28 protein-coding genes are annotated in these 25,756 nt (G+C 73.0%); 13 read left to right on the top strand and 15 right to left on the bottom strand.

Translation table 11 applies throughout. The features are described 5' to 3' along the window. Nucleotides 1-15: 15 nt before the first annotated feature. Nucleotides 16-1,035, bottom strand: coding sequence for a hemolysin family protein (locus tag ACZ514_RS21485; protein WP_468165545.1), 1,020 nt, complete (start codon nucleotides 1,033-1,035; stop codon nucleotides 16-18). Then, nucleotides 1,032-2,372 (bottom strand): hemolysin family protein, encoded by a 1,341-nt coding sequence (locus ACZ514_RS21480; protein ID WP_469125403.1) that lies wholly within the window; start codon nucleotides 2,370-2,372, stop codon nucleotides 1,032-1,034. Before ACZ514_RS21480 ends, ACZ514_RS21485 begins: the two co-directional genes overlap by 4 nt. A gap of 211 nt (nucleotides 2,373-2,583) precedes the next feature. On the opposite strand from ACZ514_RS21480, the gene ACZ514_RS21475 reads away from it, so the two are divergent. Then, nucleotides 2,584-3,009, top strand: coding sequence for a GNAT family N-acetyltransferase (locus ACZ514_RS21475; protein WP_468165551.1), 426 nt, complete (start codon nucleotides 2,584-2,586; stop codon nucleotides 3,007-3,009). Between the two features lie 56 nt (nucleotides 3,010-3,065). On the opposite strand, the gene ACZ514_RS21470 is transcribed toward ACZ514_RS21475, so the two are convergent. After that, nucleotides 3,066-3,725, bottom strand: coding sequence for a class I SAM-dependent methyltransferase (locus ACZ514_RS21470; RefSeq protein ID WP_468165554.1), 660 nt, complete (start codon nucleotides 3,723-3,725; stop codon nucleotides 3,066-3,068). Between the two features lie 169 nt (nucleotides 3,726-3,894). On the opposite strand from ACZ514_RS21470, the gene ACZ514_RS21465 reads away from it, so the two are divergent. Next, nucleotides 3,895-4,533: a hypothetical protein gene (locus ACZ514_RS21465; RefSeq protein ID WP_469125402.1), complete on the top strand. Its 639-nt coding sequence runs from the start codon at nucleotides 3,895-3,897 to the stop codon at nucleotides 4,531-4,533. 2 nt (nucleotides 4,534-4,535) lie between these two features. On the opposite strand, the gene bioD is transcribed toward ACZ514_RS21465, so the two are convergent. Genes bioD through bioB form a run of 3 tightly spaced genes read right to left on the bottom strand, consistent with a single transcriptional unit; the run spans nucleotide 4,536 to nucleotide 7,822 of the window. Next, nucleotides 4,536-5,252: a dethiobiotin synthase gene (gene bioD, locus ACZ514_RS21460; protein WP_469125401.1), complete on the bottom strand. Its 717-nt coding sequence runs from the start codon at nucleotides 5,250-5,252 to the stop codon at nucleotides 4,536-4,538. 1 nt (nucleotide 5,253) lies between these two features. Continuing rightward, nucleotides 5,254-6,588: an adenosylmethionine--8-amino-7-oxononanoate transaminase gene (locus ACZ514_RS21455; RefSeq protein WP_469125400.1), complete on the bottom strand. Its 1,335-nt coding sequence runs from the start codon at nucleotides 6,586-6,588 to the stop codon at nucleotides 5,254-5,256. Beyond that, nucleotides 6,581-7,822 carry a biotin synthase BioB gene (gene bioB / locus ACZ514_RS21450; RefSeq protein ID WP_469125399.1) on the bottom strand — a complete coding sequence of 414 codons (1,242 nt, stop codon included), beginning with the start codon at nucleotides 7,820-7,822 and terminating at the stop codon, nucleotides 6,581-6,583. The genes ACZ514_RS21455 and bioB overlap by 8 nt, the downstream gene beginning before the upstream one ends. Nucleotides 7,823-8,001: 179 nt before the next feature. Here bioB and ACZ514_RS21445 point away from each other — a divergent pair, with 179 nt between their 5' ends. After that, the gene (locus ACZ514_RS21445) at nucleotides 8,002-9,174 is read left to right on the top strand and encodes an 8-amino-7-oxononanoate synthase (RefSeq protein ID WP_468165566.1); all 1,173 of its coding nucleotides are present in this window, start codon (nucleotides 8,002-8,004) and stop codon (nucleotides 9,172-9,174) included. Between the two features lie 9 nt (nucleotides 9,175-9,183). Here ACZ514_RS21445 and ACZ514_RS21440 read toward each other — a convergent pair whose 3' ends face one another. Both ACZ514_RS21440 and ACZ514_RS21435 read right to left on the bottom strand, forming a co-directional pair. After that, nucleotides 9,184-9,405, bottom strand: a complete 222-nt coding sequence (locus ACZ514_RS21440; protein WP_468694287.1) for a DUF397 domain-containing protein — start codon at nucleotides 9,403-9,405, stop codon at nucleotides 9,184-9,186. A 12-nt stretch (nucleotides 9,406-9,417) separates the two neighbouring features. Continuing rightward, a complete protein-coding gene (locus ACZ514_RS21435; protein ID WP_468165572.1) occupies nucleotides 9,418-10,302 on the bottom strand; it encodes a helix-turn-helix domain-containing protein in 885 nt (294 codons plus the stop codon). 197 nt (nucleotides 10,303-10,499) lie between these two features. Here ACZ514_RS21435 and ACZ514_RS21430 point away from each other — a divergent pair, with 197 nt between their 5' ends. From ACZ514_RS21430 to ACZ514_RS21395, 8 genes are all read left to right on the top strand, one after another. Further along, a complete protein-coding gene (locus ACZ514_RS21430) occupies nucleotides 10,500-10,949 on the top strand; it encodes an ATP-binding protein (RefSeq protein ID WP_468165575.1) in 450 nt (149 codons plus the stop codon). A 312-nt stretch (nucleotides 10,950-11,261) separates the two neighbouring features. Then, the gene (locus ACZ514_RS21425) at nucleotides 11,262-11,564 is read left to right on the top strand and encodes an urease subunit gamma (protein ID WP_468165578.1); all 303 of its coding nucleotides are present in this window, start codon (nucleotides 11,262-11,264) and stop codon (nucleotides 11,562-11,564) included. A 14-nt stretch (nucleotides 11,565-11,578) separates the two neighbouring features. After that, nucleotides 11,579-11,890, top strand: a complete 312-nt coding sequence (locus ACZ514_RS21420; RefSeq protein ID WP_468165581.1) for an urease subunit beta — start codon at nucleotides 11,579-11,581, stop codon at nucleotides 11,888-11,890. Next, nucleotides 11,883-13,604: an urease subunit alpha gene (locus tag ACZ514_RS21415; protein ID WP_469125398.1), complete on the top strand. Its 1,722-nt coding sequence runs from the start codon at nucleotides 11,883-11,885 to the stop codon at nucleotides 13,602-13,604. The genes ACZ514_RS21420 and ACZ514_RS21415 overlap by 8 nt, the downstream gene beginning before the upstream one ends. Nucleotides 13,605-13,635: 31 nt before the next feature. After that, a complete protein-coding gene (locus tag ACZ514_RS21410; RefSeq protein WP_469125397.1) occupies nucleotides 13,636-14,310 on the top strand; it encodes an urease accessory protein UreF in 675 nt (224 codons plus the stop codon). 33 nt (nucleotides 14,311-14,343) lie between these two features. Next, on the top strand, nucleotides 14,344-15,039 hold the full coding sequence (gene ureG, locus ACZ514_RS21405; protein WP_469125396.1) for an urease accessory protein UreG: 696 nt from the start codon (nucleotides 14,344-14,346) through the stop codon (nucleotides 15,037-15,039). Next, nucleotides 15,036-15,818: an urease accessory protein UreD gene (locus ACZ514_RS21400; RefSeq protein ID WP_468165590.1), complete on the top strand. Its 783-nt coding sequence runs from the start codon at nucleotides 15,036-15,038 to the stop codon at nucleotides 15,816-15,818. Before ureG ends, ACZ514_RS21400 begins: the two co-directional genes overlap by 4 nt. 184 nt (nucleotides 15,819-16,002) lie before the next feature. Further along, entirely contained in the window at nucleotides 16,003-17,667 is a 1,665-nt protein-coding gene (locus ACZ514_RS21395; RefSeq protein ID WP_469125395.1) for an alpha/beta hydrolase, read from the top strand. Nucleotides 17,668-17,734: 67 nt separating this feature from the next. On the opposite strand, the gene ACZ514_RS21390 is transcribed toward ACZ514_RS21395, so the two are convergent. From ACZ514_RS21390 to ACZ514_RS21365, 6 genes are all read right to left on the bottom strand, one after another. After that, on the bottom strand, nucleotides 17,735-18,445 hold the full coding sequence (locus tag ACZ514_RS21390; RefSeq protein WP_468165594.1) for a lysophospholipid acyltransferase family protein: 711 nt from the start codon (nucleotides 18,443-18,445) through the stop codon (nucleotides 17,735-17,737). A gap of 68 nt (nucleotides 18,446-18,513) precedes the next feature. Beyond that, nucleotides 18,514-18,672 (bottom strand): hypothetical protein, encoded by a 159-nt coding sequence (locus ACZ514_RS21385; protein WP_468165596.1) that lies wholly within the window; start codon nucleotides 18,670-18,672, stop codon nucleotides 18,514-18,516. A 32-nt stretch (nucleotides 18,673-18,704) separates the two neighbouring features. After that, on the bottom strand, nucleotides 18,705-19,661 hold the full coding sequence (locus ACZ514_RS21380) for a cytochrome c oxidase assembly protein (RefSeq protein WP_468165598.1): 957 nt from the start codon (nucleotides 19,659-19,661) through the stop codon (nucleotides 18,705-18,707). 91 nt (nucleotides 19,662-19,752) lie between these two features. Then, nucleotides 19,753-20,778, bottom strand: coding sequence for a 6-phosphofructokinase (locus ACZ514_RS21375; RefSeq protein WP_468165600.1), 1,026 nt, complete (start codon nucleotides 20,776-20,778; stop codon nucleotides 19,753-19,755). 207 nt (nucleotides 20,779-20,985) lie between these two features. After that, nucleotides 20,986-21,714, bottom strand: coding sequence for a type 1 glutamine amidotransferase (locus ACZ514_RS21370; protein WP_468165602.1), 729 nt, complete (start codon nucleotides 21,712-21,714; stop codon nucleotides 20,986-20,988). Between the two features lie 26 nt (nucleotides 21,715-21,740). Then, nucleotides 21,741-22,979, bottom strand: a complete 1,239-nt coding sequence (locus ACZ514_RS21365) for a MurT ligase domain-containing protein (protein ID WP_468165604.1) — start codon at nucleotides 22,977-22,979, stop codon at nucleotides 21,741-21,743. Nucleotides 22,980-23,100: 121 nt separating this feature from the next. Here ACZ514_RS21365 and def point away from each other — a divergent pair, with 121 nt between their 5' ends. Beyond that, complete coding sequence (gene def, locus ACZ514_RS21360; protein ID WP_468165606.1) at nucleotides 23,101-23,649, top strand: peptide deformylase; 549 nt, start codon at nucleotides 23,101-23,103, stop codon at nucleotides 23,647-23,649. Between the two features lie 15 nt (nucleotides 23,650-23,664). On the opposite strand, the gene ACZ514_RS21355 is transcribed toward def, so the two are convergent. Further along, nucleotides 23,665-24,309: a TetR/AcrR family transcriptional regulator gene (locus ACZ514_RS21355; RefSeq protein ID WP_468165608.1), complete on the bottom strand. Its 645-nt coding sequence runs from the start codon at nucleotides 24,307-24,309 to the stop codon at nucleotides 23,665-23,667. A 176-nt stretch (nucleotides 24,310-24,485) separates the two neighbouring features. Here ACZ514_RS21355 and ACZ514_RS21350 point away from each other — a divergent pair, with 176 nt between their 5' ends. Continuing rightward, nucleotides 24,486-25,715 carry an acyl-CoA dehydrogenase family protein gene (locus tag ACZ514_RS21350; protein ID WP_468165610.1) on the top strand — a complete coding sequence of 410 codons (1,230 nt, stop codon included), beginning with the start codon at nucleotides 24,486-24,488 and terminating at the stop codon, nucleotides 25,713-25,715. Nucleotides 25,716-25,756 lie beyond the last annotated feature (41 nt).

The following is a 25,756-nucleotide window of genomic DNA, read 5'->3' as shown; positions in this document are numbered from 1 at the left end:
GGTAGGGCGCTGCGCCTAGGCGGAGGCGGGCCGCCCGAAGAGCTCCCGCAGCACGTCCTCCATCGTCACCAGCCCGGCCAGGGCGCCGTCCGCGCCGAGGACCGCCGCCAGGTGCGTACGACTGCGCCGCATGGCCGTCAGTACGTCGTCCAGCGGGGTCTCCGCCCGCACCTGCGCGATGGGGCGCAGCGCGGACAGCGGGAACGGGTCGTCCCGTTCCACCACGTCCAGCGCGTCCTTGACGTGCAGGTACCCGAGGATCCGCTGGCGGGCGTCGACCACCGGGAAACGGGAGTACCCCGTCTCGGCGGCCAGGGCTTCCAGAGCGGCCGCCGAGACGCCCTCCCGGGCCGTGACGACGCGGTGCGCGGGCAGCACCACATCGGCGACGGGACGGCGGCCCAGTTCGAGGGCGTCGTGCAGCCGCTCGCTCGCCCGGTCGTCGAGGAGTCCCGCGTCACTGGAGTCCTTGACCATCCGGGCCAGCTCGTCGTCCGAGAACGTCGCCGTGACCTCGTCCTTCACCTCCACGCGCAGCAGCCGCAGCAGGGCGTTGGCGAAGGCGTTCACCGCGAAGATCACCGGCCTCAGCGCCCGGGTCAGGGCCACCAGCGGCGGCCCCAGCGCCAGCGCGGTGCGCACCGGCTCGGCCAGCGCCACGTTCTTCGGCACCATCTCGCCGAACAGCATGTGCAGGTACGTGGCCAGCGCCAGCGCCACCACGAAGGAGATCGCGTGCGCCACCCCGGACGGCACGCCGACCGCGTCGAGCAGCGGGCTCAGCAGGTGCGCGATGGCCGGCTCGGCCACCACGCCCAGCACGAGGGTGCACAGGGTGATGCCGAGCTGGGCCGCAGCCATCAGGGCCGAGACGTGCTCCAGCCCCCACAGCACCGCGCGGGCCCGCCGGTCGTCCTGCTCGGCGTACGGTTCGATCTGGCTGCGCCGGACCGAGATCAGCGCGAACTCCGCGCCGACGAAGAAGGCGTTGACGACCAGCGTCGCCAGGCCGATCAGCAGCTGGACCGCGGTCATCGGGTCTCCTCCGGGCTCTCGTCGCCGACGGGACCGGCCGGCGCGTGCAGCAGCACGCGCGCGGCCCGGCGACCGCCGGCGTCGACCACGTCCAGCCGCCAGCCGTCCAGCTCCAGGGTGTCGCCGACGGCCGGGATCCGGCCCAGTTCGGTCGCTATCAGCCCGGCGAGGGTCTCGTACGGGCCCTCGGGCACCCGCAGCCCGATCCGCTGGAGCTGATCGGTGCGCGCGGCGCCGTCGGCCGAGTACAGGATGCGTCCCGTCTCGTCCGTGCCGGCCGGCGCCAGGTCGGGGGTCTCGTGGGGGTCGTGCTCGTCGCGCACCTCGCCGACGACCTCCTCGACGATGTCCTCGAGCGTGGCCACTCCGGCCGTGCCCCCGTACTCGTCGATCACCACGGCCATCGTCTGCTTGCCGGACAGCCGGTCCAGCAGCCGGTCCACGGTCAGCGACTCCGGTACGAGGAGCGGCTCGCGCAGCAGCTCCGACACCGGATGCCGGTGCCGTTCCGCGGCGGGCAGGGCGAGTACGTCCTTGATGTGGACGATGCCGACCACGGTGTCGAGGCTGCCCCGGTAGACGGGGAAGCGCGACAGTCCGGTGGCCATGGTCGCGTTGGCCACGTCCTCCGCGGTGGTGCGCACGTCGAGGGCCGTGACCTGGACGCGCGGGGTCATCACGTTCTCCGCGGTCAGGTCGGCGAGGTTGAGGGTCCGCACGAACAGCTCGGCGGTGTCCTTCTCCAGCGCGCCCGCCTTGGCGGAGTGCCGGGCCAGGGCCACCAGCTCCTGTGGGCTGCGGGCGGAGGCCAGCTCCTCGGCGGGCTCCATGCCGAGCCGCCGGACCATGTGGTTGGCGGTGGTGTTCAAGTGGCTGATCAGCGGCTTGAACGCCCGGGAGAAGACGCGCTGCGTGGTCGCCACGCGCTTGGCGATGGCGAGCGGCGAGGAGATCGCCCAGTTCTTGGGGACCAGTTCGCCGACCACCATCAGGACGACCGTCGACAGGCCGGTGGCCAGGACCAGTGCGGTGGAGGACGCGGCGGCGGCCGACAGGCCCATGTCCTCGAACGGTCCCGTGAGCAGGGCGGCGATCGAGGGCTTGGAGATCATGCCGATCACCAGGCCGGTCACGGTGATGCCGAGCTGGGCGCCGGAGAGCTGGAAGGTGAGGCTGCGGACCGCGGCCAGGGCGCTGTCGGCCCCGCGCTCGCCCCGCTCGACGGCCCCCTCGAGCTCGCTGCGCTCGATGGTCGTCAGCGAGAACTCGGCCGCGACGAAGGCTCCACAGGCAAGACAGAGCAGCAGGGCCACGAGGAGCAGGAGTACCTCGGTCATCGGTCGCTCACCTCCGTCCCATGATCGGTCAGGAGGGGAGGTGCCGCGCGGTGTCGCGCACCGGGGGGTCGGGAACTCGGAGGCTCGCCCATGGGCGGAGGCTCACACCTTTCGTCTTCGATCGAGAAAACCATTCGTCATATGGTAAAGGAAAGGCAAAGGTGATGGCTCGTCCTCCGGGGCGAGTGGGCGCGGGTGATGGGATCGCTGGATGAACGATCTTCACATCGCCCCCGCGGCGGCCGGGGACCTGCCCGGCGTGCTGGACTTCTGGAAGGGCGCCGCCAAGGGCGCGAGCATCAGCGACGACCTGGCCGGAGTCCAGCGGCTGTACGAACGGGACCCCGAGGCGCTGCTGCTCGCCCGGCGCGGCGGCGAGCTCGTCGGCACCGTGATAGCCGGCTTCGACGGCTGGCGCTGTCACCTGTACCGGCTCGCCGTGGACCCCGGCCACCGCCGGCAGGGGATCGGCTCCGCGCTGCTGGCCGCCGCCGAGGAGCGGTTCGCGGCCCTGGGCGGCAGGCGCGCCGACGCGATGGTGCTCGACGGGAACGGGCAGGCGCACGGGGCCTGGCGGGCGGCCGGCTACGGGCCCGAGGACATCTGGACCCGCTGGGTCAAGCCGCTCACCGTCTGACCCGCGCTCTGCCAGGCGTCCGTCTCGCGGGCCGGCCATTCGTCCGCCCCAGGACGCTAGTCGTCCAGCCGGCGGGCCGAGCCGATGACGCAGTACGAGGTGGGCAGGGCCGGGCCGCGTTCCGGCAGGCGGAAGGAGCGGTGCGAGACGATCCGGAAACCGGCGGCCTCCACCGCGGCGAGCGGATCGCGGGCCGTGTGGCAGCCGCCGAACAGGCGGGGCCACACCGTCCGGTCGAGCGCCCGCTGGACAGCGGCCATGCCGGGCCCGGGAGCCAGCCCGTGCTCCAGGAACCGCAGCTCGGCGCCCGGGCGGAGCACCCGGTGCAGTTCGGCGAGGGCGCGCGGCAGACTGCGTACGGTGCACAGCACCAGGGAGGCGACCGCGGCGTCGAAGGCCTCGCTCTTGACCGGGAGCGCCTCGGCGACGCCCGGTACCAGGTCCACCGGCACCTCGGCGCGCAGCGCGGCCGCCGCGGCGAGCCGCCGCAGGGCACGCTCCGGTTCGATGGCGACGACCTCGGAGACGGCGGAGGGGTAGTGCGCGAAGTTCAGGCCGTTGCCGGCGCCGATCTCGATGACCCGGCCGGACACCCCTGCCAGGAGCTCGCGGCGCAGGGCACCGATCCCGGCGCGGGTCTCGGCGGCGGTGCTCGCGCGGGCGTAGAACCGGGCGAAGAACGGGTGGTGGACCGGATCGGGAGCGGCGGTGGGCATGGCGGGCCTCCGGGCGCGGATCGGCGGCGGACGGACGACACGGCTGCGCGTGCCCTCCCGGGCTGTTCCCCGCCTCGAACCGTCGCGAAACCGGTGCCGTCCGCGCGGTTCGGGCCATAATCGGCACCCCGGACCGGTACGTGAAGCGGCACCATGAGGAGAGCGGAACGTGATATCCCGTAAGCCCCCCGCCCGGGGTACGACCTTCGGCCGGGGTACGTCCCCCGCCCCGGGTACCTCCCCCGCCGGCGGCGGCACGGCCGCCGCCCTGCTCACCGCTGCCGCGGTGTTCCTGCTGGCCGGATGCGACTCCGCCCCCGCCCCCGAGCCCCCCGCTCCCCGGGCCGAGGCGCCCTCGGCCGACCCGCAGGCGGCCTTCCTCGCGGAAGTGGCCGCGCGCTGCGCCACCGCCACGGCCTCGCCCACCCCCACGGCGCCCGCGGGCGAGGCCGTCCCGCCGGACCCGGAGGCGCGCAAGTACGCCGAGAACCACGCGTACCGGCAGCAGACGCGGCTCACCCCCGCCGCCCGCTGCCGTGGGGAGGCCCACGCGGCCCGGATCAGGGCGGAGCTGGCCGCCGCACCCGCGGCGAATCCCGCCGAACTGACCGCGCTCCTGCGCGGCTTGGGCTACCCCGTCGCCGACGGTGACGTGTACGAGGGCGGTGCGGGCGCAGGACCCGGCTTCGCGCTGCTGGTGCCCGGCGCCGGCTCCTGCGTGTCGGGGCGGGCCGCCGCCCCCGCCCGCGTCGAGGTCCACGGGGCGTACCTGGAGGGCGGCTGCCGCGAACCGGCGGGAGGCCACTGACCTCAGGCGGGCCACTCGGCGAGGAAGGACCCCGCCGTCCAGGTGCCGTCCAGCGGCGCCGCCAGCCATCCCGGCGCGGCCGCGCGGAAGGCGGAGGGCGCCAGCCCGCCGGCGCCCTCCGGTACGGCCCCCAGCAGCGGGAGTCCGGACTTGGGGAGGTCGGCGAGGTTGCACCGCGAGGCCAGGTCGGGTGCGGAGGGCCAGCTGCCGACGACCACCCCGAGCGGGCTGATCGCCCGGGCGGCCAGTGCCTGTGCCGTCAGGTCGGTGGCGTTCAGCGTGCCGAGTCCCGCGGCGGCCACGACCAGCACCGGGGCGCCCATCAGCCGCGCCGCGTCCGCCAGGGTGCGGCCGTCCTCGTCGAAGCGCACGAGCAGCCCGCCGGCGCCCTCCACCAGCACCAGGTCGTGCTCGGCGGCCAGCCGCGCGGCCGCCTCCGCGATCGCGGCCGGGGTCAGGGTCGGCAGACCGGAGCGCCGCGCGGCGGTGTCCGGGGCCAGGGGCTCGGGGTAGCGGGCCAGTTCCAGCGCGGTCACGGCCGGGCCGGCGAGGCGTACGACCTCGGCCGCGTCCCCCGGCTCGTCCGGGCCGACCCCGGTCTGGGCGGGCTTGAGCACGGCCACCGAGCGGCCGGCGGCCAGGGCGGCGGCCGCGACCGCCGCCGTGACCACGGTCTTGCCGATCTCCGTGCCGGTACCGGACACCACGATGACGGACATCTCAGCCTTCCTTCGCCGCTGCGACGGCCGCGCGGCAGATCCGGGCCACGTCGGCGTCGCCGGTGACGAACGGGGGCATGGTGTAGATCAGGTCGCGGAAGGGGCGCAGCCAGACGCCCTCCCGGACCGAGGCCCGGGTGGCGGCCCACACGTCGACCGGGTGGTCGAGCTGGATCACGCCGATCGCGCCCAGCACCCGCACGTCCCGGACCCCGGGCAGGGCGGAGGCCGCGCCGAGGCCCTCGCGCAGGCCCGCCTCGATCCGCTTGACGTCGCCGGCCCAGTCCTGCCCGAGCAGCAGGTCGACGGAGGCGAGCGCCACCGCCGTGGCGAGCGGGTTGCCCATGAAGGTCGGCCCGTGCGCCAGGACGGGGACCTCGCCCTGCGAGATCCCGTCGGCGACCCTCTCGGTGCACAAGGTGGCCGCCAGGGTGACGTAGCCGCCGGTCAGGGACTTGCCGAGGCACATCACGTCCGGGGTGACGCCCGCGTGGTCGGCGGCGAAGAGCGCGCCGGTGCGGCCGAAGCCCGTCGCGATCTCGTCCAGGATCAGCAGCACCCCGTACTCGTCGCACAGTTCGCGCAGCACCCGCAGGTATCCCGGGTGGTGGAAGCGCATGCCGCCCGCGCCCTGGACCACCGGCTCCACGATCACCGCGGCCAGCTCGTCGGCGTGCGCGGCGATCAGGGAGCGCAGGTGGGCGGTGTACGCGGGGTCCACGGGGGTGTCGAAGTCCCCGGGCGGGGCGTCGGCGAACACCTGCCGGGGCAGGTGGCCCTGCCACAGTTCGTGCATGCCGCCGTCGGGGTCGCACACGGCCATCGGCTGCCAGGTGTCACCGTGGTAGCCGCCGCGCCAGGTCAGCAGCCGGGTCTTGCCCGTGCGGCGCAGCGAACGCCAGTACTGCAGGCACATCTTGACGGCCACCTCGACGGACACCGAGCCGGAGTCGCAGAGGAAGACGTGTTCCAGACCGGCGGGGGTGATCTCCACGAGCCGGGCGGCCAGCCGGACGGCGGGCTCGTGGGTGAGCCCGCCGAACATCACGTGCGACATCCGGCTCAGCTGGGCGGTCGCGGCCTCGTTCAGCACCGGGTGGTTGTAGCCGTGGATAGCCGACCACCAGGAGGACATGCCGTCGACCAGCTCCTCCTGCCCCTGGGCGGGGGAGGCGAGCCGCAGCCGGACCCCCGAGGCGGAGGAGACCACCAGGGTCTCCTGCCGCCCGGGCATCGGTCCGTACGGGTGCCACACGTGCTGCCGGTCCAGGGCGAGCAGGTCCGCCGTGGCCGAGGCGGGGTCGAGCGGGTCGTGCAGGGGGAACCGGTCACGCATTGGGGGCGATGTCCGTCCCCGCGCCCCGGCGGCGTACCGCCACCAGGTCCGAACGGACCTCCCCCGCCTCCGCCTGGGCGGGTGCCGGCGTCTCCTCGGCGTGTCCGGAGCAGCCGCCGCAGGCGGAACCGCAGCCGGAGGAGGCCTCGGCGCCGGCCGGTCCGCAGCCGCCGGATCCCTCCGCCGATCCGCACACGCCGCCCGCCCGGGCGGCGGCCGCCGCCGCGTCGGCGCGGTGCGCGGGAAGGGTGGTCGTACCGGCGCCCTCCACCTCGAAGCCGGCGTCGGCGATCATGTCGAGGTCGGCCTGGCCCGCCTGGCCCTCACTGGTCAGGTAGTCACCGAGGAAGATCGAGTTCGCCACGTGCAGCGCGAGCGGCTGCATCGAGCGCAGGTGCACCTCGCGGCCGCCCGCGATGCGGACCTCCACGTCGGGGCAGACGAAGCGGACCATCGCCAGGATCCGCAGGCAGCGCTGCGGGGTGAGGTTCCACTCCTTGGCGAGCGGGGTGCCCTCGAAGGGGATCAGGAAGTTGACGGGCACCGAGTCGGAGTCCAGCTCGCGCAGGGCGTAGACCACGTCGACGAGGTCCTCGTCGCTCTCGCCCATGCCCGCGATCAGACCCGAGCACGCGGACAGGCCCGCCGCGTGCGCCTTGCGCACCGTGTCGACCCGGTCGGCGTAGGTGTGGGTCTTGGTGATGCCGCCGTACGTGGCCTCGGACGTGTTGAGGTTGTGGTTGTAGGCATCCGCACCCGCGTCGCGGAGCTTCTCGGCCTGGCCGTCGGAGAGGAGCCCCAGGCAGGCGCAGACCTCGACGCCCTCGTTCTGCTCCTTGATGGCGGCGATCGTCTCGCCGACGCGCGCCACGTCACGGTCGGTCGGACCGCGGCCGCTGGCCACGAGGCAGACCCGCTTGGCGCCGCCGGCGACGCCCGCCGCGGCCGCCTGGGAGGCCTCGTCCGGCTTCAGCCAGGTGTACTTGAGGATCTCGGCCTTCGACCCCAGGCGCTGGGAGCAGTACGAGCAGTCCTCGGGGCAGAGCCCCGACTTCAGGTTGACCAGGTAGTTCAGCTTGACGCGGCGCCCGAACCACTGGCGGCGCACCTTGCCGGCAGCGGCCACCACGTCGAGCAGTTCGTCGTCGGAGGTCGCCAGAACGGCCAGCGCCTCTTCGCGGGTCGGCAGCTCGCGCCGCAGTCCCTTTTCCACCAGGGTGTTCAGCAGGTCCATGCGCCCGATCCTGTCCCACGCGACCACTCCCGGCCAAGGAGAGATCGGACAACATGGCCGGAAGGGAGTGTGTGGATCGCCACACCAGCCCCTCCGGTCACGGCGGATAGGGTCGAGCCGATCTGTCGACTGCCGACAAAACGCGAGACACATCGCGAGACGCGACGCGAGGACCGCCGATGACCCAGCACACCCCGCAACCCGAGGACGTCTTCGCCTGGATCGACGGCGCGGAGCGCGTCCGCGAGCAGGCGGGGCTGGTACGGACCCTGCGGCCGAGGCCCGCCTCCTCGCCCCTGCTGGACCTGGCGAGCAACGACTACCTGGGCCTGTCCCGGCACCCCGAGACCGTACGCGGGGCCTGCGAGGCGGCTGAGCGCTGGGGGGCCGGTGCGACCGGCTCGCGTCTGGTCACCGGCACCACCGAGCTGCACGCCGAACTCGAGCGGGAACTCGCCGCGTTCGCGGGCTTCGAGTCCGCCCTGGTGCTTTCGTCCGGATACGCGGCGAATCTGGCCGCGGTGACCGCGCTCAGCGGCCGGGGCACGCTGGTCGTCTCCGACGCGGGCAACCACGCCTCGATCGTCGACGGCTGCCGGCTCTCGCGAGCTGAGGTGGCGGTCACCCCGCACGGCGACGCCGAGACGGCCCGCAAGACCCTGAGCGGCCACGACGGCCGCGCCCTGCTGGTGAGCGACTCGGTGTTCTCCGTCGACGGGGACGCCGCCCCGCTCGCCGCCTACTACGCGGCCTGCCGGGCGGAGGGCGCGGCCCTGATCGTGGACGACGCGCACGGACTGGGCGTGCTGGGCGAGGGCGGCCGCGGTGCGCTGCACGCCGCCGGGCTCGCGGGAGCACCCGGCGTGGTCGCCACGATGACCCTCTCGAAGTCGCTCGGCAGCCAGGGCGGCGCGGTACTGGGGCCGGCCAAGGTCATCCGGCACCTGGTCAACACGGCCCGCGCCTTCATCTTCGACACCGGGCTGGCCCCGGCCGCCGCCGGCGCGGCGCTGGCGGGCCTGCGGCTGCTGCGCCGGGAACCGGAGCGCGCGGCCCGGGTCCGGGAGGTGGCCGCCGAGCTGTACGGGCGGCTCACCGCGTCCGGCCTGACCGCGGCCCGGCCGGACGCGGCCGTGGTGTCGGTTCGGGCCCCGTCGGCTTCGGCGGCACTGCGCTGGGCCGCCGACTGCCGCGAGGCAGGTCTGTCCGTGGGGTGCTTCCGTCCGCCGTCGGTGCCGGACGGCATCTCCCGGCTGCGGCTGACGGCTCGGGCGGATCTCACGGGGGAGGAGATCAGCCGGGCCGTCGGCACGGTCCTCGCGACCGCTCCGGCCGGAGCCACGGACCGCTAGGGCGTCACGTCACAGGTCCACGTCCGCCCGTACGGAGGCGAGGAAGCCGTCCCAGGCCGGCCCGGTGAAGAGCACGGCCGGGCCGTCCGTCCGCTTGGAGTCGCGGACAGCCAGCAGGCCGCCGGTCAGGGCGGCCGCTTCCACGCAGTTGTTCATTCCGGTGCTGCGGCTGCTCCGCCGCCACCGCGCGCTGTTCAGAAGTCCGCCGGGGGATAAGGGGGTTGCGGACACGGGGGTGTCTCCTTACGCGTCGTCAGCGAGGGAGCTGATGAGATCCGACGAGTCACGGGGCGGTAGGGCGTGCGCCTGGATGGTGCGGAACGCGGCGCTGTACGCCTCAAGGTCTTCCTTCCGCTCCAGATAGAGGCTACTCGTCAAATGGTCGAGCACCACCACATCCAGATCGGCGATGTTCGGAAATGAGAAAATGACGAACGGTCCTGTCAGGCCGAGATGACCCCCCACGGTGAACGGCAGCACCTGGAGCCGCACTTGGGGGAGCCGTGCCACCTCCACCAGATGCCTCAGCTGCTCCGCCATCACCCCCGGCCCGCCGATCTGCCGGCGCAGCACCGCCTCGTCCAGCACGGCACTCAGCTCCAGGGGCGGATCCGCCCGCAGCACCGCCTGCCGTGCCAGCCGTACCTCGACCAGCGCGTCCACCTTCGGCTCCGGCAGCCCGCCCAGCGCGGCCCGGGTCACGGCCCGCGCGTAGTCCGGGGTCTGCAGCAGCCCCGGCACCACGGAGAGCTCCACGGTGCGCGCGGCCCGGGCCCCGGCCTCCAGGCTGATGAAGTCCCGGTACTCCTGCGGGAGCAGGCCGCGGTAGTCGTGCCACCACTGCCGCCCGCGGGCGGTGTCCCCGCTCGACGCCGGGCCGGCCGCCGACGCCCCGAGGGCCTCCAGCAGCGCCCGCTGCTGGGCGCTCACCACGTCGCCGTAGGCGTCGAGCAGCAGCCGGATGTCCTCGGTCTTCACACCGCTGCGGCCCGTCTCGATGCGGCTGACCTTCGACTGGTGCCAGCCGACGATGCGGGCCACCTCGCCGCTGGTGAGTCCGGAGCGGTCGCGCAGCGCGCGCAGCTCCTCGCCGAGTTTGCGCCGACGTACCGCGGGACCGTGCTGCATACCCGCTCTCCTTCCACCGGCACACCTCGCGCCAGTCTGCCGTCCAAATACGCTCTTCCGTAGCAGAGTTCACCGCATTGAGCGACAGATATATGCATATCTTGGGGGAACAGCGGAAACGGCGGCACGATGGGTGGCACTCTGGCGCTCAGCGTAGATCCGGGGCGGCTTCGTCCCGGTGGGAAAGGGACGTCGCCATGGCAGATCAGCTGGAAGCATCCGTCACTCTGCCGAGCGATCCGGAATCGGTCGCCGCCGCCCGCCGCTACGTGGCGCAGGTACTGGCCGACTGGGGACTCCCGGAGGACACCGGCACCGCCGACAGCGTCCGGCTGATCGTCTCGGAACTCGCGACCAACTCGGTGCAGCACACCTTCGGCCAGTCGCCCACCTTCACCGTCGACGTCCGTCTCGAACGCGAAGAGTGGCTGCGCGTCGGAGTGACGGACAGCCACCCGCGCTGGCCCAGGCGGCTCCCCGCGGCCGTCCAGCAGGACAACGGCCGCGGGATGGTCATCATCCGCTGGCTGACGGCGGAGGCGGGCGGCCGGCTCTCGGTCAGCCCCACGGAAGACGGCGGAAAGACCGTCTGGATCACCCTGCCCTGGCCCGCCGACGCCTCCGCGCGCACCCTCAGGGGCTGCTGACGCGGCGCGGGGCCGCCCCGCGCCCGCCGTATACGACTCCCCCCGCCGGGACCGGGGCGGAGTCCGAACCGCGCGCCTTCCCGAAACGTGGGTTAACCCGGCGGAAAAATACGGGCCCTACGGTATGGCACTCGCCCTTCGGCCAATGATCACCCACGCTCCGGTAAAGCGGCGGTGATCGGGACGGAAAGCCTCGTCCTGTGTTGGGCAAGACGCGGTTGGTACGGATAAGCGCAGGTCAACAAGGCGTTGACGGCCGGTACGGTCGCCCCGGCGCGATGAAGACATGTCCCGGAAGCTTGGTGATGACAGGTGCAACTGACACCGCACGAACAAGAGAGACTCCTGATCCACGTGGCCGCCGACGTGGCCGCGAAGCGCAGGGCGCGCGGGGTGCTCCTCAACCACCCCGAGGCCGTCGCCCTGATCACCGCGCACCTCCTCGAAGGCGCCCGCGACGGGCGGACCGTCGCCGAGCTGATGGCCTCCGGCCGCACCGTGCTCACCCGCGCCGAGGTCATGGAGGGCATTCCCGAGATGATCCACGACGTCCAGGTCGAGGCGACCTTCCCCGACGGCACCAAGCTCGTCACCGTCCACGACCCGATCGTCTGAGGGGGAACGGCAGCATGATCCCCGGCGAGATCGTCCACGGGGACGGCCCGGTGCGTCTCAACCAAGACCGCCCCGTCACCCGCCTCACCGTCCTCAACGCCGCCGACCGGCCCGTCCAGGTCGGCTCCCACTACCACTTCGCCGAGGCCAACCCCGGCCTCGACTTCGACCGGCGGGCCGCGCGCGGCCTGCGCCTGAACATCGCCGCCGGCACCGCCGTCCGCTTCGAGCCGGGCATCCCCGTCGCCGTGGAACTCGTACCGCTCGGCGGACTGCGCACCGTGCCCGGACTGCGCGGCGAGACCGGGGGGCCGCTCGATGGCTGAACTCTCCCGCCGGGCCTACGCGGACCTCTTCGGCCCCACCGCCGGCGACCGGATCCGGCTCGCCGACACCGCGCTCTTCGTCGAGATCGAGCGGGACCTCAGCGGCGGTCCGGGCAACTCGGGCGACGAGGCCGTCTTCGGCGGCGGCAAGGTCATCCGCGAGTCCATGGGACAGGCCCGCACCACCCGCGCCGAGGGCGCCCCCGACACGGTGATCACCGGCGGGGTGATCCTCGACCACTGGGGCATCGTCAAGGCCGACCTCGGCATCCGCGACGGCCGCATCTGCGGCATCGGCAAGGCCGGCAACCCCGACACCATGGACGGGGTGGACCCCGCACTCGTCATCGGTCCCGAGACCGAGATCATCGCGGGCAACGGCAAGATCGTCACCGCCGGCGCCATCGACGCCCACGTGCACTTCATCTCCCCGACCGTCGTCGACGAGGCCCTCGCCTCCGGCATCACCACCCTCGTCGGCGGCGGCACCGGACCCGCCGAGGGCTCCAAGGCCACCACCGTCACCCCCGGACCCTGGCACCTGGCCCGGATGTTCGCGGCGCTGGAGGCCTGCCCCGTCAACATCGGCCTCCTCGGCAAGGGCAACACCACGTCCCGCGAGGGCATGCTCTCCCAGCTGCGCGGCGGGGCCCTCGGGTTCAAGATCCACGAGGACTGGGGGGCGACCCCCGCCGCCATCGACGCCTGCCTGGGCGTCGCCGACGAGACCGGCGCCCAGGTCGCCATCCACACCGACACGCTCAACGAGGCCGGCTTCGTCGCCGACACCCTCAAGGCCATCGCCGGGCGGACCATCCACTCGTACCACACCGAGGGCGCGGGCGGCGGCCACGCACCCGACATCATCACCGTGGTCTCCGAGCCCAACGTCCTGCCCAGCTCCACCAACCCCACCCGGCCGCACACCCTCAACACCGTCGAGGAACACCTCGACATGCTGATGGTCTGCCACCACCTCAACCCGGCCGTCCCCGAGGACCTCGCCTTCGCCGAGTCCCGGATCCGGCCCTCCACCATCGCCGCCGAGGACGTGCTGCACGACCTCGGCGCCATCTCCATCATCTCCTCCGACTCCCAGGCCATGGGCCGGGTCGGCGAGGTCGTGCTGCGCACCTGGCAGACCGCCCACGTGATGAAGGAACGCCGCGGGTTCCTGCCCGGCGACGGCCCCGCCGACAACCACCGCGCCCGCCGCTACGTCGCCAAGTACACGATCAACCCCGCCGTGGCCCAGGGCCTCGCCAAGGAGATCGGCTCCGTCGAGACCGGCAAGCTCGCCGACCTGGTGCTGTGGAACCCCGCCTTCTTCGGGGTCAAGCCCGAACTGGTCGTCAAGGGCGGCCAGATCGCGTACGCGCAGATGGGCGACGCCAACGCCTCCATCCCCACCCCGCAGCCGGTCCTGCCCCGGCCCATGTACGGCGGCATCGGCCGGGCCCCCGCCCTCAACTCGCTCAACTTCACCGCGCAGGCCGCCCTCGACGACGGCCTGCCCGAACGGCTCGGCCTCGGCAAGAGGTTCACGGCCATCGAGAACACCCGCAAGCTGAGCAAGGCGGACATGCGCAACAACGACGCCCGGCCCAGGGTGGAGGTCGACCCCGACACCTTCACCGTCACCATCGACGGCGAAACGGTGGAGCCGGCCCCCGCGGCGGAACTTCCCATGGCGCAGAGATACTTCCTCTTCTGATGGGGCCCAGCCTGCCGAAAGGCACCCTGCCATGAGCCTCGCCGCGCTGCTCGTGCTCGCGGACGGCCGCTTCCCCGCCGGAGGACACGCCCACTCCGGCGGGGCGGAGGCCGCCTGCAAGGCCGGCCGCATCCACGACGCCGCCACCCTGGCCCAGTTCTGCCGGGGCCGGCTGCACACCGCCGGGCTCACCGCCGCCGGTCTCGCCGCTGCCGCCGCCCTCGGCCTGGACCCGGCAGAACTCGACGCCGCCGCCGACGCCCGCACCCCCTCGCCCGCGCTGCGCACCGCCGCGCGGCGGCTCGGCCGGCAGCTGCTGCGGGCCGCCCGGGCCACCTGGCCCGCCGCCGAACTGGACGCCCTGGCCGCCGCCTTCCCGCGCGGGGCCCACCAGCCCGTGGTCCTCGGCCTCACCGCCCGGGCGGCCGGACTGGGGGCCCTGGACGCCGCGCACGTGGCGGCGTACGAGAGCGTCAGCGGGCCGGCCACGGCGACGGTACGGCTGCTGGGCCTCGACCCCTTCGAGGCGAGCGCCGTACTGGCCCGCCTCGCCCCCGAACTCGACGCCGTCGCCGCCCGGGCGGCCGAGGCCGCCCTGCTCGCCCGTACCGGGGGCGTGGACCTCCTGCCCGCGGCCTCCTCACCGCTGCTGGAGATCGCGGCGGAGGCACATGCCGACTGGGCGGTACGCCTCTTCGCCTCCTGAGCACCCCGACCGGCTTCCCGAAGGAGACCTGCCGTGCACCTCGACCACGACGTGACCTACCCCCACCGCCACACCCACGGCGCCGCCGCGCTGCGCGCCGACGGCACCCGCCGCGCCCTGCGCGTGGGCCTCGGCGGCCCCGTCGGCTCCGGCAAGACCGCCACCGTCGCCGCCCTCTGCCGGGCCCTGCGCTCCGAACTGTCCATGGCCGTCGTCACCAACGACATCTACACCCGCGAGGACGCCGAGTTCCTGCTGCGCGAAGCCGTCCTGCCGCCCGAGCGGATCAGCGCCGTGGAAACCGGTGCCTGCCCCCACACCGCCATCCGCGACGACATCTCCGCCAACCTGGAGGCCGTCGAGGAACTGGAGGAGGCCTTCCTCACCCGTGCCCCCCTCGACCTGATCCTCGTCGAATCCGGCGGGGACAACCTGACCGCCACCTTCTCCCGCGGCCTGGTCGACGCCCAGATCTTCGTCATCGACGTGGCGGGCGGCGACGACATCCCCCGCAAGGGCGGCCCCGGCGTCACCACCTCCGACCTCCTCGTCGTCAACAAGACCGACCTCGCCCCCCACGTGGGCTCCGACCTGGAACGGATGGCCCGCGACGCCGCCGCGCAGCGGGGGAACCTCCCCGTGGCCTTCCAGTCCCTGCGCGGCGCCCCGGGCGTGGCCCCGGTGGCCGACTGGGTGCGGGAGCGGATCGCCGCCTGGGCCGTACGGTGACCAGCGCGCCCCCCGCCGCCCTCCACCCGGCCTCCCTGCGCGCGACCGCCCGCATCCGCGCCGCCGCCGACGGGCGCGGCGGCACCGCCCTGCCCCTGCTGGCCGGGGAGGGCCCGCTCGCCCTGCGCCGCACCCGGGGCGAGGGAGCCGAGGCGGGGGTGACGCTGGTGGGTGCGATGAGCGCCCCCCTCGGCGGCGACCACCTCACCGTGGAGGCCGAAGCGGGACCCGGCGCCCGCCTCGCCGTGCGCTCGGCGGCCGCCACCCTGGCCCTGCCCGGCCGCGGCGGGCCCGCGCGGTACGACGTACGGCTGACGCTGGCCGGAGGGTCGGCGCTGCGCTGGCTGCCGGAGCCGCTCGTCTCCGTGCGCGGCAGCGACCTGAGGGCCGCGACCCGCGCCGAACTGGCCCCCACCGCCCGCCTCCTGCTGCGCGAGGAACAGGTGCTGGGACGCAGCGGCGAGGCCCCCGGCCTGCTGCGCAGCCGCCTCACGGCCATCCGGGACGGCCGGCCCCTGCTCGACCAGGAGCTGTCCTGCGGCCCCGGCGCACCGGGCGGCTGGGACGGCCCGGCCGGAACGGCGGGGCACCGCGCCCTCGGCCAGCTCCTCGTCGTCGACCCCCGCTTCGAGGAGGACCCGCCGCGCGCCGCCGTACTGGGGGAGTTCGCGGCGGCCACGCCGCTGGCGGGACCGGCCGTCCTCGTGACGGCCCTGGCCCCGGACGCGCTGCGGCTGCGCGAGCTGCTGGACGGGGCGCAGCGCACGTACGGCTGGTGACGCGGCCGCTGACGGGGGGACAGAACCGGGACAATGGGACACCGCTCAGCGGTACACACGTTTCCGGTTATCGGGTTGGCAAAGAACTCCACCGTGCTCTGTTGCCGGGTACCGGTCAGACGAAAGGATCCCCCTGTCCCAAACCCGCCGCTCCGGGCGGCACATGACCAGGGGGATCAACCACGTGATACGCAACGCGACGCTGGGGAGCGCCGCCACCCTCATCACCGGCGCGCTGGCGGCCGGCCTGCTGCTCGCGCCGCCGGCCTCGGCGGCTCCGGCCGGCCGGGACAACGGCGGCGCCGAGGCGGTGGGCGTCCAGATCGCCGCCGCCCGTGCCGCGCGCGCGGGCATCGACTGGAAGGACTGCCCCGCCGACTGGGGCTTCGAGAAGCCGATCCAGTGCGGCTGGGTCAAGGTCCCGCTCGACTACGCCAAGCCCTTCGGCAAGACGATCGAGCTCGCCGTCGACCGCGCCGTCAGCACCGGCACCAAGGAGGAGCGCCAGGGCGCCCTCGTCTACAACCCGGGCGGCCCGGGCGGTTCCGGCATGCGCTTCCCGCGCCGGGTCACCACCAAGAGCCCGCTGTGGGTCAACACCTCCAAGGCGTACGACTTCGTGGGCTTCGACCCCCGCGGCGTCGGCCACTCCGCGCCGATCTCCTGCATCGACCCGCAGGAGTTCGTGAAGGCCCCCAAGGCCGACCCGGTCCCCTCCAGCGAGGCCGACAAGCGCGCCCAGCGCAAGCTCGCCGCCGAGTACGCGGACGGCTGCAAGGAGCGCAGCGGCGAGATGCTGCCGCACATGACCACGCCGAACACCGCGCGCGACCTGGACGTCATCCGGGCCGCCCTCGGCGAGAAGAAGCTGAACTTCCTCGGCGTCTCCTACGGCACCTACCTGGGCGGGGTCTACGCGACCCTCTTCCCGACCCACGTGCGCCGCATGATCCTCGACAGCGTCGTCAACCCGTCGCAGGAGAAGATCTGGTACCAGGCCAACCTGGACCAGGACGTCGCCTTCCAGATGCGCTGGAACGACTGGCAGGACTGGGTCGCCAAGAACGACGCCGTCTTCCACCTCGGCGGCAGCCGCGCCGAGGTCGAGGCCAAGTACCAGGAGCTGCGCGCCCAGGCCAAGGCCAACCCGCTCGGCGGGGTCGTCGGCCCGGCCGAGCTGATCGGCTTCTTCCAGGGCGCCCCGTACTACGACTCCTCGTGGGTCCCGGTCGCGCAGGCGTTCAGCGCCTGGGCCGCCGGTGACGAGAAGCCGCTGATCGAGGCCATCGCCCCGGACATGTCCGACACCAAGGGCAACGCCGCTTCCGAGAACGGCAACGCCGTGTACACCGCGGTGGAGTGCGCCGACGCCAAGTGGCCCACCAGCTGGACCAAGTGGGACCGGGACAACACCGAGCTGCACAAGAAGTACCCGTTCCTGACCTGGTCGAACGCGTGGATGAACCTGCCCTGCGCGACCTGGAAGTCGAAGCAGAGCACCCCGATCGAGGTCGGTGCCAAGCGCGGCATCGCGCCGGTCCTGATCGTCCAGTCCGAGCGTGACGCGGCCACCCCCTACGAGGGCGCCGTCGAGCTGCACCGCCGCCTGGCGGGCTCGCGCCTGATCACCGAGCAGAACGCCGGCTCGCACGGCGTCACCAGCCTGCTGAACCCCTGCGTCAACACGCGCGTGGACGGCTACCTGCTCACCGGCAAGGTCGACGCCCAGGACGTCACCTGCACCCCGCACGCCACCCCGGTGCCCCCGGCCCCGGCCGCGGCGAAGTCCCTCGCGGAGGCCCCGGCCGCCGTGCTCCCGCAGCACGAGGAGCTCCCGGCCGTCCGCTAGGACGCCGGAAGCGGGAGCGTGACAGCACCCCGGTGACGGCACCCCGGTGACCCGGGCGGGAGAAGGCTCAGCGCGTCGGGCGCCGGGCCTTCTTCCGCTTCTCCTCCTCCTCGGCCTTCACGTCGGCCGCGTACCGGTCGACGTACTCCTGGCCGGAGAGGCCGAGGACCGCGTACATGATCTCGTCCGTGACGGCCCGCAGCACGGCCCGTTCGCCCTCCAGGCCCGCGTACCGGGAGAAGTCCAGCGGCTCCCCGAAGCGGATGGTGACCCGGCGGATCCTCGGGATCTTCTGCCCGGGCGGCTGGATCTCGAAGGTGCCGACCATCGCGCAGGGCACCACCGGCACGCCCGCGCCCAGCGCCATCGCCGCCACCCCGACCTTGCCCTTGTAGAGCCGCCCGTCGTGGGAGCGGGTGCCCTCCGGGTAGATGCCGAGCAGCTCGCCCCTGGACAGCACCCCCAGCCCCTCGCGCAGGGCCGCCCGCCCGGCGTCCTTGCCGGAACGGTCCACCGGGATCTGCCCGGCGCTGCGGAAGAAGGCGGCGGTCAGCCGGCCCTTGAGGCCGGGTCCGGTGAAGTACTCGGCCTTGGCGAGGAAGGTGATCCGGCGCCTGAGGATCGCGGGCATCAGGAAGTGGTCCGAGAAGGACAGGTGGTTGCCCGCGACGATCGCGGGCCCCTCCTCGGGGATGTGCTCCAGCCCCTCGATCCGCGGCCGGAACAGCAGCCGCAGCAGCGGACCGAGCAGTACGTGCTTGAGCAAGTGGTAGAACACCGGGCCGCTCCCGTCGATGCCGCTGGGTCACGGCCATCCTACGGACGGTCAACCCGCGCCCGGGAGGGTCATGCGCCGCGCGAAGCGGCCAGCCCCAGCGTCAGCAGCCCCAGCACCACCCAGCCGAACCACAGCCAGCCGTTGCTGCCGAGCGCCACCGAGTACGCGGAGACGGCCACCAGGGCGGCGAAGGTCGTCACCGCCATCGCCTTAACGGATCCGGTCATGCCCCATGGTGGCGCCTGGAGCCGGTCCCGCGCTACTGGCCGCGCTGCTGGAGCGAGGCGAGATACGCGTTGTAGGCGGCCAGCTCCTTGTCACCGTCCCGGTCGGCGGCCCGGTCCGAGCGCCGCGCGATCCGCTGCTCCGAGTGGTACCACTGGTAGATCAGCGCGATCAGCACCAGCACCGAGGGGATCTCGCTGAACGCCCAGGCGATGCCGCCGCCCCACTGCTGGTCGAGCAGCGGGTCGATGTCCAGGGAGGCCGGCGGGTTCGCGTACGTCTTGATCATCGGCTCGCTCGCCATCATCAGCGCGATGCCGAAGAAGGCGTGGAAGGGCATCCCCGCGAACAGCTCCAGCATGCGCATCACGTAGCCGGGACGGTGCGGGCCCGGGTCCACGCCCATGATCGGCCAGAAGAAGACCAGGCCGACCGCGAGGAAGTGGACCATCATGGCGATGTGGCCGGGCCTGCTCTCCATCAGGAAGTCGAAGAGCGGCGTGAAGTACAGCGCGTAGAGGCTCGCGATGAACATCGGGATGGTGAAGGCCGGGTGGGTGACGATCCGCATGTACCGGCTGTGCAGCAGCATCAGGAGCAGCTCGCGCGGGCCCCGGTGGCCGCGCGCCGCGGGCGGCAGGGCCCGCAGGGCCAGCGTCACCGGTGCCCCGAGCAGCAGCAGGATCGGGGTGATCATGCTGATCACCATGTGCTGGACCATGTGCACGCTGAACATGACCATGCCGTAGTCGTTCAGCCTGGTGCACATCACCACGACCACCGTCAGCACACCCGTGACGAAGGCGACCGTGCGGCCCAGCGGCCAGGAGTCCCCGCGGCCGCGCAGGCGCAGCACCCCCCACCCGTACAGGGCGAGCCCCAGCAGTGAGCCGAAGAGGAAGAAGGCGTCGAAGGAGAACTCCAGCCCGCGCCCGAGGGTGAACGGTGGCAGGTCCATGTGCATGTCCATGCCGTGACCGTCGTGATCCATACCTTCACTCCCTTGACTGTGGCGCTCCACCACAGTAATGCCGCCCCCGGACGCGATCGCGTCCGGGGGCGGCATCAGAAGGGGGGAAACCTCACAGAACGGTCTGGGCCTCGTCGTAGCGGGCCGGCGGGACCGTCTTCAGGGTGGAGGTGGCCTCGGCGAGCGGCACCATCACGATGTCCGTGCCGCGCAGGGCCGTGAGCATCCCGAACTCGCCCCGGTGCGCCGCCTCCACCGCGTGCCAGCCGAAGCGGGTGGCCAGCACCCGGTCGTACGCGGTGGGCGTGCCGCCGCGCTGGACGTGGCCCAGGATGACCGGCCGGGCCTCCTTGCCCAGGCGCCGCTCCAGCTCGACGGCGAGGATGTTGCCGATGCCCGCGAAGCGCTCGTGGCCGTACTGGTCCTTGCCGCCCGCCTGGTACTCCATCGTGCCGGGACGGGGCTTCGCGCCCTCGGCGACGACGACGATCGCGAACCGCTTGCCCGCGGAGAAGCGCTCGCCGACGATCGCCGTCAGCTCCTCGATGTCGAAGGGGCGCTCCGGGACGACGATGGCGTGCGCGCCGGCCGCCATGCCCGAGTGCAGGGCGATCCAGCCGGTGTGGCGGCCCATGACCTCGACGACCATCACGCGCTGGTGCGACTCGGCGGTGGTCTTCAGCCGGTCCAGGGCATCGGTCGCGACGCCCACGGCGGTGTCGAAGCCGAAGGTGACGTCGGTGGAGGCGATGTCGTTGTCGATGGTCTTCGGCACGCCGACGATCGGCAGACCGCCCTGCGCGAGCAGGTTGGCGGCCTTCAGGGTGCCCTCGCCGCCGATGGGGATGATGGCGTCCAGGCCGAGGTCCGCGACGTGCCCGCGGGCACGCTCCACACCGTCGCGCAGGTGCGCGGGCTGGACCCGGGAGGAGCCGAGGATCGTGCCGCCGCGGGCCAGGATACCGGCGACGGAGTCCAGGTCGAGCTTGCGGTAGTCGCACTCGAGGAGGCCGCGCCAGCCGTCGTGGAAGCCGATGACCTCGTCGCCGTGGTCGACGACGGCGCGGTGCACGACGGAGCGGATGACGGCATTGAGGCCGGGGCAGTCGCCGCCGGAAGTGAGCACACCAATGCGCATGGCAGGAAGAACCTTTGCAACGTGGGCCGACGACCGGACCACGTCGTCCGGTTGGAACTACCCGTCACCCTACAAGCGGATTCCCGGTGGACTGAACCATCCTCCACAGGATGGTCGGAACAGACAGAAGATCGTACGAACGCACACCGGCCCGGGGTCCCGAGGGGGAATCCGGGCCGGCGGCCGGGCGGTGGGGGCGGCGTCCGCCTACGCCGGCTGCGTCGCCGACGCGATGCGCTCCGCGCGCAGCGCCTCGTACCAGCGGTCGTCTATGGCCGGCAGCGCGTTCACGTCGAGGGCCAGCTTCAGCAGGTGGTCCGCGATGAGCGGGTTGCGGGCCATGACGGGTCCGTGCATGTACGTACCGAAGACGGTGTCGTTGTACGCGCCCTCGGTGCCGTCGCCGGTGCCGTTGCCGCGGCCCATGGTCACCCGGGCGAACGGCCGCGCCGTCGGGCCGAGGTGGGTGACGCCCTGGTGGTTCTCGAAGCCCGTCAGCTGGGGCAGGCCCAGGCGCGGGTCGATGTCGGCGAGGACGTCGCCGACGCACCGCTCGGCCTCACCGCGCACGGTCACCACGTCCAGCAGGCCGAGGCCCTCCTGACGCTGCCCCTGGTCGTTCACGAACTCCTGGCCCAGGATCTGGTACCCGGCGCAGACGGAGAAGACGATCGCCCCGTTCGAGACGGCGCGCTCCAGGCCGCCGTCGCGCAGCAGCCGCTCGGCGGCCAGCCGCTGCGGCCGGTCCTCGCCGCCGCCGATCAGGTAGATGTCGCCCGAGGTCGGGATGGGCTGGTCGCTGCGCACGTCCACGCGCTGCACGTCCAGGCCGCGCTGGCGTGCCCGGCGCTCCACCACGAGGGCGTTGCCCTGGTCTCCGTACGTGCTGAGCAGGTCGGGGTAGACCCACACCAGACGCAGGCTGTTGTCGCTCATGCTCTTGTCCTTCGACGGTCTGGGTACTAGTTGCCGACGCGGCGGCGCACGTCCTGGAAGGCCGTGTAGTTGGCGATCAGCTCGATCTGCCCGGGCGGCGCCAGCTGGACGGCCTCGTCGAGCGTCTCGCAGACCCGGAAGTCCAGGCCCGCGACCTCGAGGCGGACCGCGAGGTCCAGCTTGCGGTCGCCGATCACGAAGATCGGGTGGCCGGCGAGGCGCGGGTAGTCCACGTCCCACAGCCAGGAGGTGTCGGTGCCGTCCGCGCCGCGGGCGTTCACCGAGAGGACCACCGGCGCCGGAGGTCCGTCGATCAGCGAGAACGTCTCGAGCCAGCCGGCCGGGTTCTTCGCGAGCAGCAGCCGCAGCTCACGGCCCATGAAGGTGACCACGTCGTACCGGCCGGCCACGGCCTGCACCTGGTACATGCGCTCCAGCGCGACCTGCGGAGGCACGCCGAACACGGCGGCCACGGCGGCCGAGGTGGCGGCGTTGGCCTTGTTCGCGCGGCCGGGCAGCTGGAGGTGGATCGGCCAGGCGCTGCCGTGCGGGTCCAGCACGTGGTCGCCGGAGAGCACCCAGCTCGGGGCGGGGCGGCGGAATCCGCACTCGCCGCAGAACCAGTCGTCGCCCGGACGCTGCATCACGCCACCGCAGGAGGGGCACGACCAGGCGTCGTCCTTCCACTCCTGGCCGGCGGCGACCCACACCACGTTCTGCGAGGAGGAGGCCGACCACACGATCAGCGGGTCGTCGCAGTTCGCGACCACGACCGCCTTGGAGCCCTGGAGCCCCTCGCGCCACTTCTCGGCGAGCATGCGGGTCTCGGCCGCGCGGTCCAGCTGGTCGCGGGAGAGGTTCAGCAGCGCGATCACCTTGGGGGTGACGTCCCGGGCCACCCCGGCCAGGTACTTCTCGTCCACCTCGATGACGCCGTACCGGGCGTCCGAGCCGCCGGCCAGGGCGGAGGTGATGCCGGCCGGCATGTTCGCGCCCAGCGCGTTGGACACGACCGGACCGCTGGCCCGCAGGGCCTCCGCGATCAGACGGGTCGTGGTGGTCTTGCCGTTCGTCGCGGAGACGAGGACGACGTCGAGATGCTGCGCCAGCGCGCCGAGAAGATCGGGGTCCAGCCTGAGTGCGACCTTGCCTCCGATCACCGATCCGCTTCCGCGTCCCGCGGCCCGCGACACCGCCGCCGCGGCCTTGCCCGCCGTCACGGCCAGCTTGGCCCGCGGCGAAAGCGGCTCCGTGTTGCCTGCCATCGTCCCTTGTCCTCCTAGCGTCGGTCGCCCCAGCCTATCCAGTACCGGCCGTGGCCTTGACCGCGGCGCCCCAGGTCGCCGCGGATCTCCTCATATATTCGCCCGTCGTACCCTTACGGCCATGCGACAGCGTCCCCTCCCCGGTACCACCGGTTCCGTCCGCCCCATGAGCCTGCTGGGTGACCCGGTGCTCCATTCGCCCTGCGCCGAGGTCACCGACTTCGGCCCCCAACTCGGGCGGCTCATCGAGGACATGTTCGCCACGATGTACGCGGCCCAGGGCGTCGGCCTCGCCGCGAACCAGATCGGGACCGGGCTGCGGGTCTTCGTCTACGACTGCCCCGACGACGAGGACGTCCGCCACGTGGGACACGTCGTCAATCCCCGCCTGGTCGAGACCGACGGGGACGAGTTCCGCGGCCCCGAGGGATGTCTGTCGCTGCCGGGCCTGGAGGCGGGCACCGTCCGCTTCGACCGGGCGGTCGTCGAGGGGGTCACCTCCGACGGGGCCCCGGTGCGGATCGAGGGCACCGGATTCTTCGCACGCTGCCTCCAGCACGAGTGCGACCACCTCGAGGGCACGGTCTACGCGGACCGGGTGACCGGGCTGCGCGCCCGCAGGCTGCGCCGGGCCATCGCCAAGGCCCCGTGGGGCGGTGCGCGGGGGTAGGCCGCGGCGGGCGGGTCAGAAGCCGGGGCCGTCCGCGCGGTTGCCCGCGGTGGCCAGGCGGCCCCAGAGCAGGTCGGTGAGGCCCGCGACCAGAGCGGCCCGGTCGCAGGGCCGTTCGCCCAGCCACCAGTCGCCGGCCGCGTGCATCATGCCGACGATCCCGTGGCCCCAGATCCGGGCGAGCTGCCGGCCGTCGGGGCCGAGGTCCACGCGTTCCCCGACCACCTCGGCCAGCTCCTCGCCGAGCCGGCGCAGCAGCGGGGCGGAGTGCAGGCCGACGTCGAAGCCGCGCTCGCTGCTCTGCGAGTCCTCGGCGGGATGCATCAGGAACCGGTAGACCTGCGGGCGGGCCTCGATGGCGGCGAGGTAGGTGTCGAGGGTGGCCTCCACCCGGCGGCGGCGCTCGGCCGGGGCGTCGAGCGCGGCCCGCAGCGAGTCGAGCAGGGCGTCGGTGTGCCGGACGGCGAGGGCCTGGTAGAGGCCCGCCTTGTCACCGAAGTGCCGGTAGAGGATGGGCTTGGTGATGCCGGCCTCCGCCGCGATGGCGTTCATGGAGGCCTTCGGACCGTCCCTGAGTACGACGCGGTCCGCCGCCTCGAGCAGCTCCCGCCGACGGCGTTCCCCCGCTCCCGGCTCGCCCGCCCGCTGACTGGTCTCCATGACGTGTTTCTCTCCCCGCCCTTGCGATGTGCCTGACGCCCACGCAACGTAACACCCCGCGTACCCCGGTCGCCGAACCGGTCGTGCTTGACAGTGCTTACCGGCCGGTAACAGACTGTGGCCACGATGGCGGTTACCCGCAGTAACGGTAACCCTGTGAGACAGCTGGAGGGGACATGGCGGAGTTCACCATGGAGCTCAACGACGACCAGAAGCAGGTCCGGGACTGGATCCACGGCTTCGCCGCCGACGTGATCAGGCCCGCCGCCGCCGAATGGGACGAGCGGGAAGAGACTCCGTGGCCCGTCATCCAGGAGGCGGCCAAGGTCGGCATCTACTCGCTGGACTTCTACGCCCAGCAGTTCTTCGACCCGACCGGCCTCGGCATCCCCATGGCGATGGAGGAGCTCTTCTGGGGCGACGCGGGCATCGCCCTGTCCATCGTCGGCACCGGCCTCGCGGCCATCGGCGTCGTCGCCAACGGGACCGAGGAGCAGATCGGCACCTGGATCCCGCAGATGTACGGGACCCCGGACGACGTCAAGGTCGCCGCCTTCTGCTCCTCCGAGCCGGACGCCGGGTCCGACGTCGGCGCGATGCGCACCCGGGCCGTCTACGACCAGGCCAAGGACGAGTGGGTGCTCAACGGCACCAAGACCTGGGCCACCAACGGCGGCATCGCCAACGTCCACATCGTCGTGGCCGTCGTCGACCCCGAGCTCGGCACCAAGGGCCACGCCTCCTTCATCGTGCCGCCCGGCACCCCGGGCCTGTCCCAGGGCCAGAAGTTCAAGAAGCACGGCATCCGCGCCTCCCACACGGCCGAGGTGGTCCTCGAGGACGTCCGCGTCCCCGGGGCCTGCCTGCTCGGCGGCAAGGACAAGCTGGACGAGCGGCTCGCGCGGGCGCGTGAGCGCGCCGCGGCGGGCGGCGGCGAGCGCGTGAAGAACGCCGCGATGGCCACCTTCGAGGCCTCGCGGCCGGCCGTCGGCGCCATGGCCGTCGGCACGGCCCGCGCGGCGTACGAGGTCGCCCTGGACTACGCGAAGACCCGTACCCAGTTCGGGCGCCCGATCATCGACAACCAGGGAGTGGCCTTCCAGCTCGCGGACATGCGCACCCAGATCGACGCGGCCCGGCTGCTGGTGTGGCGGGCGTCCTGGATGGCCGTCGCGGGCAAGCCCTTCACCTCGGCGGAGGGCTCCATGTCGAAGCTGTACGCGAGCGAGGTGGCGAAGAAGGTCACCGCCCAGGCGGTCCAGATCCTCGGCGGCAACGGCTACACCCGGGAGTACCCGGTGGAGCGGATGCACCGGGACAGCGCGATCTACACGATCTTCGAGGGGACCAGCGAGATCCAGCGCCTGGTGATCGCGCGCACGCTCTCGGGCATGCCGATCCGCTAGCCGCGTTCCGTGCCGCCGCTCCGTGCCGCCGCCCCGCCGGC

Source organism: Streptomyces sp. NPDC034086, from assembly GCF_055575515.1.
The sequence above is the reverse complement of the archived record's forward strand: the minus strand, read 5'-3'. Positions and strand labels throughout refer to the sequence as shown.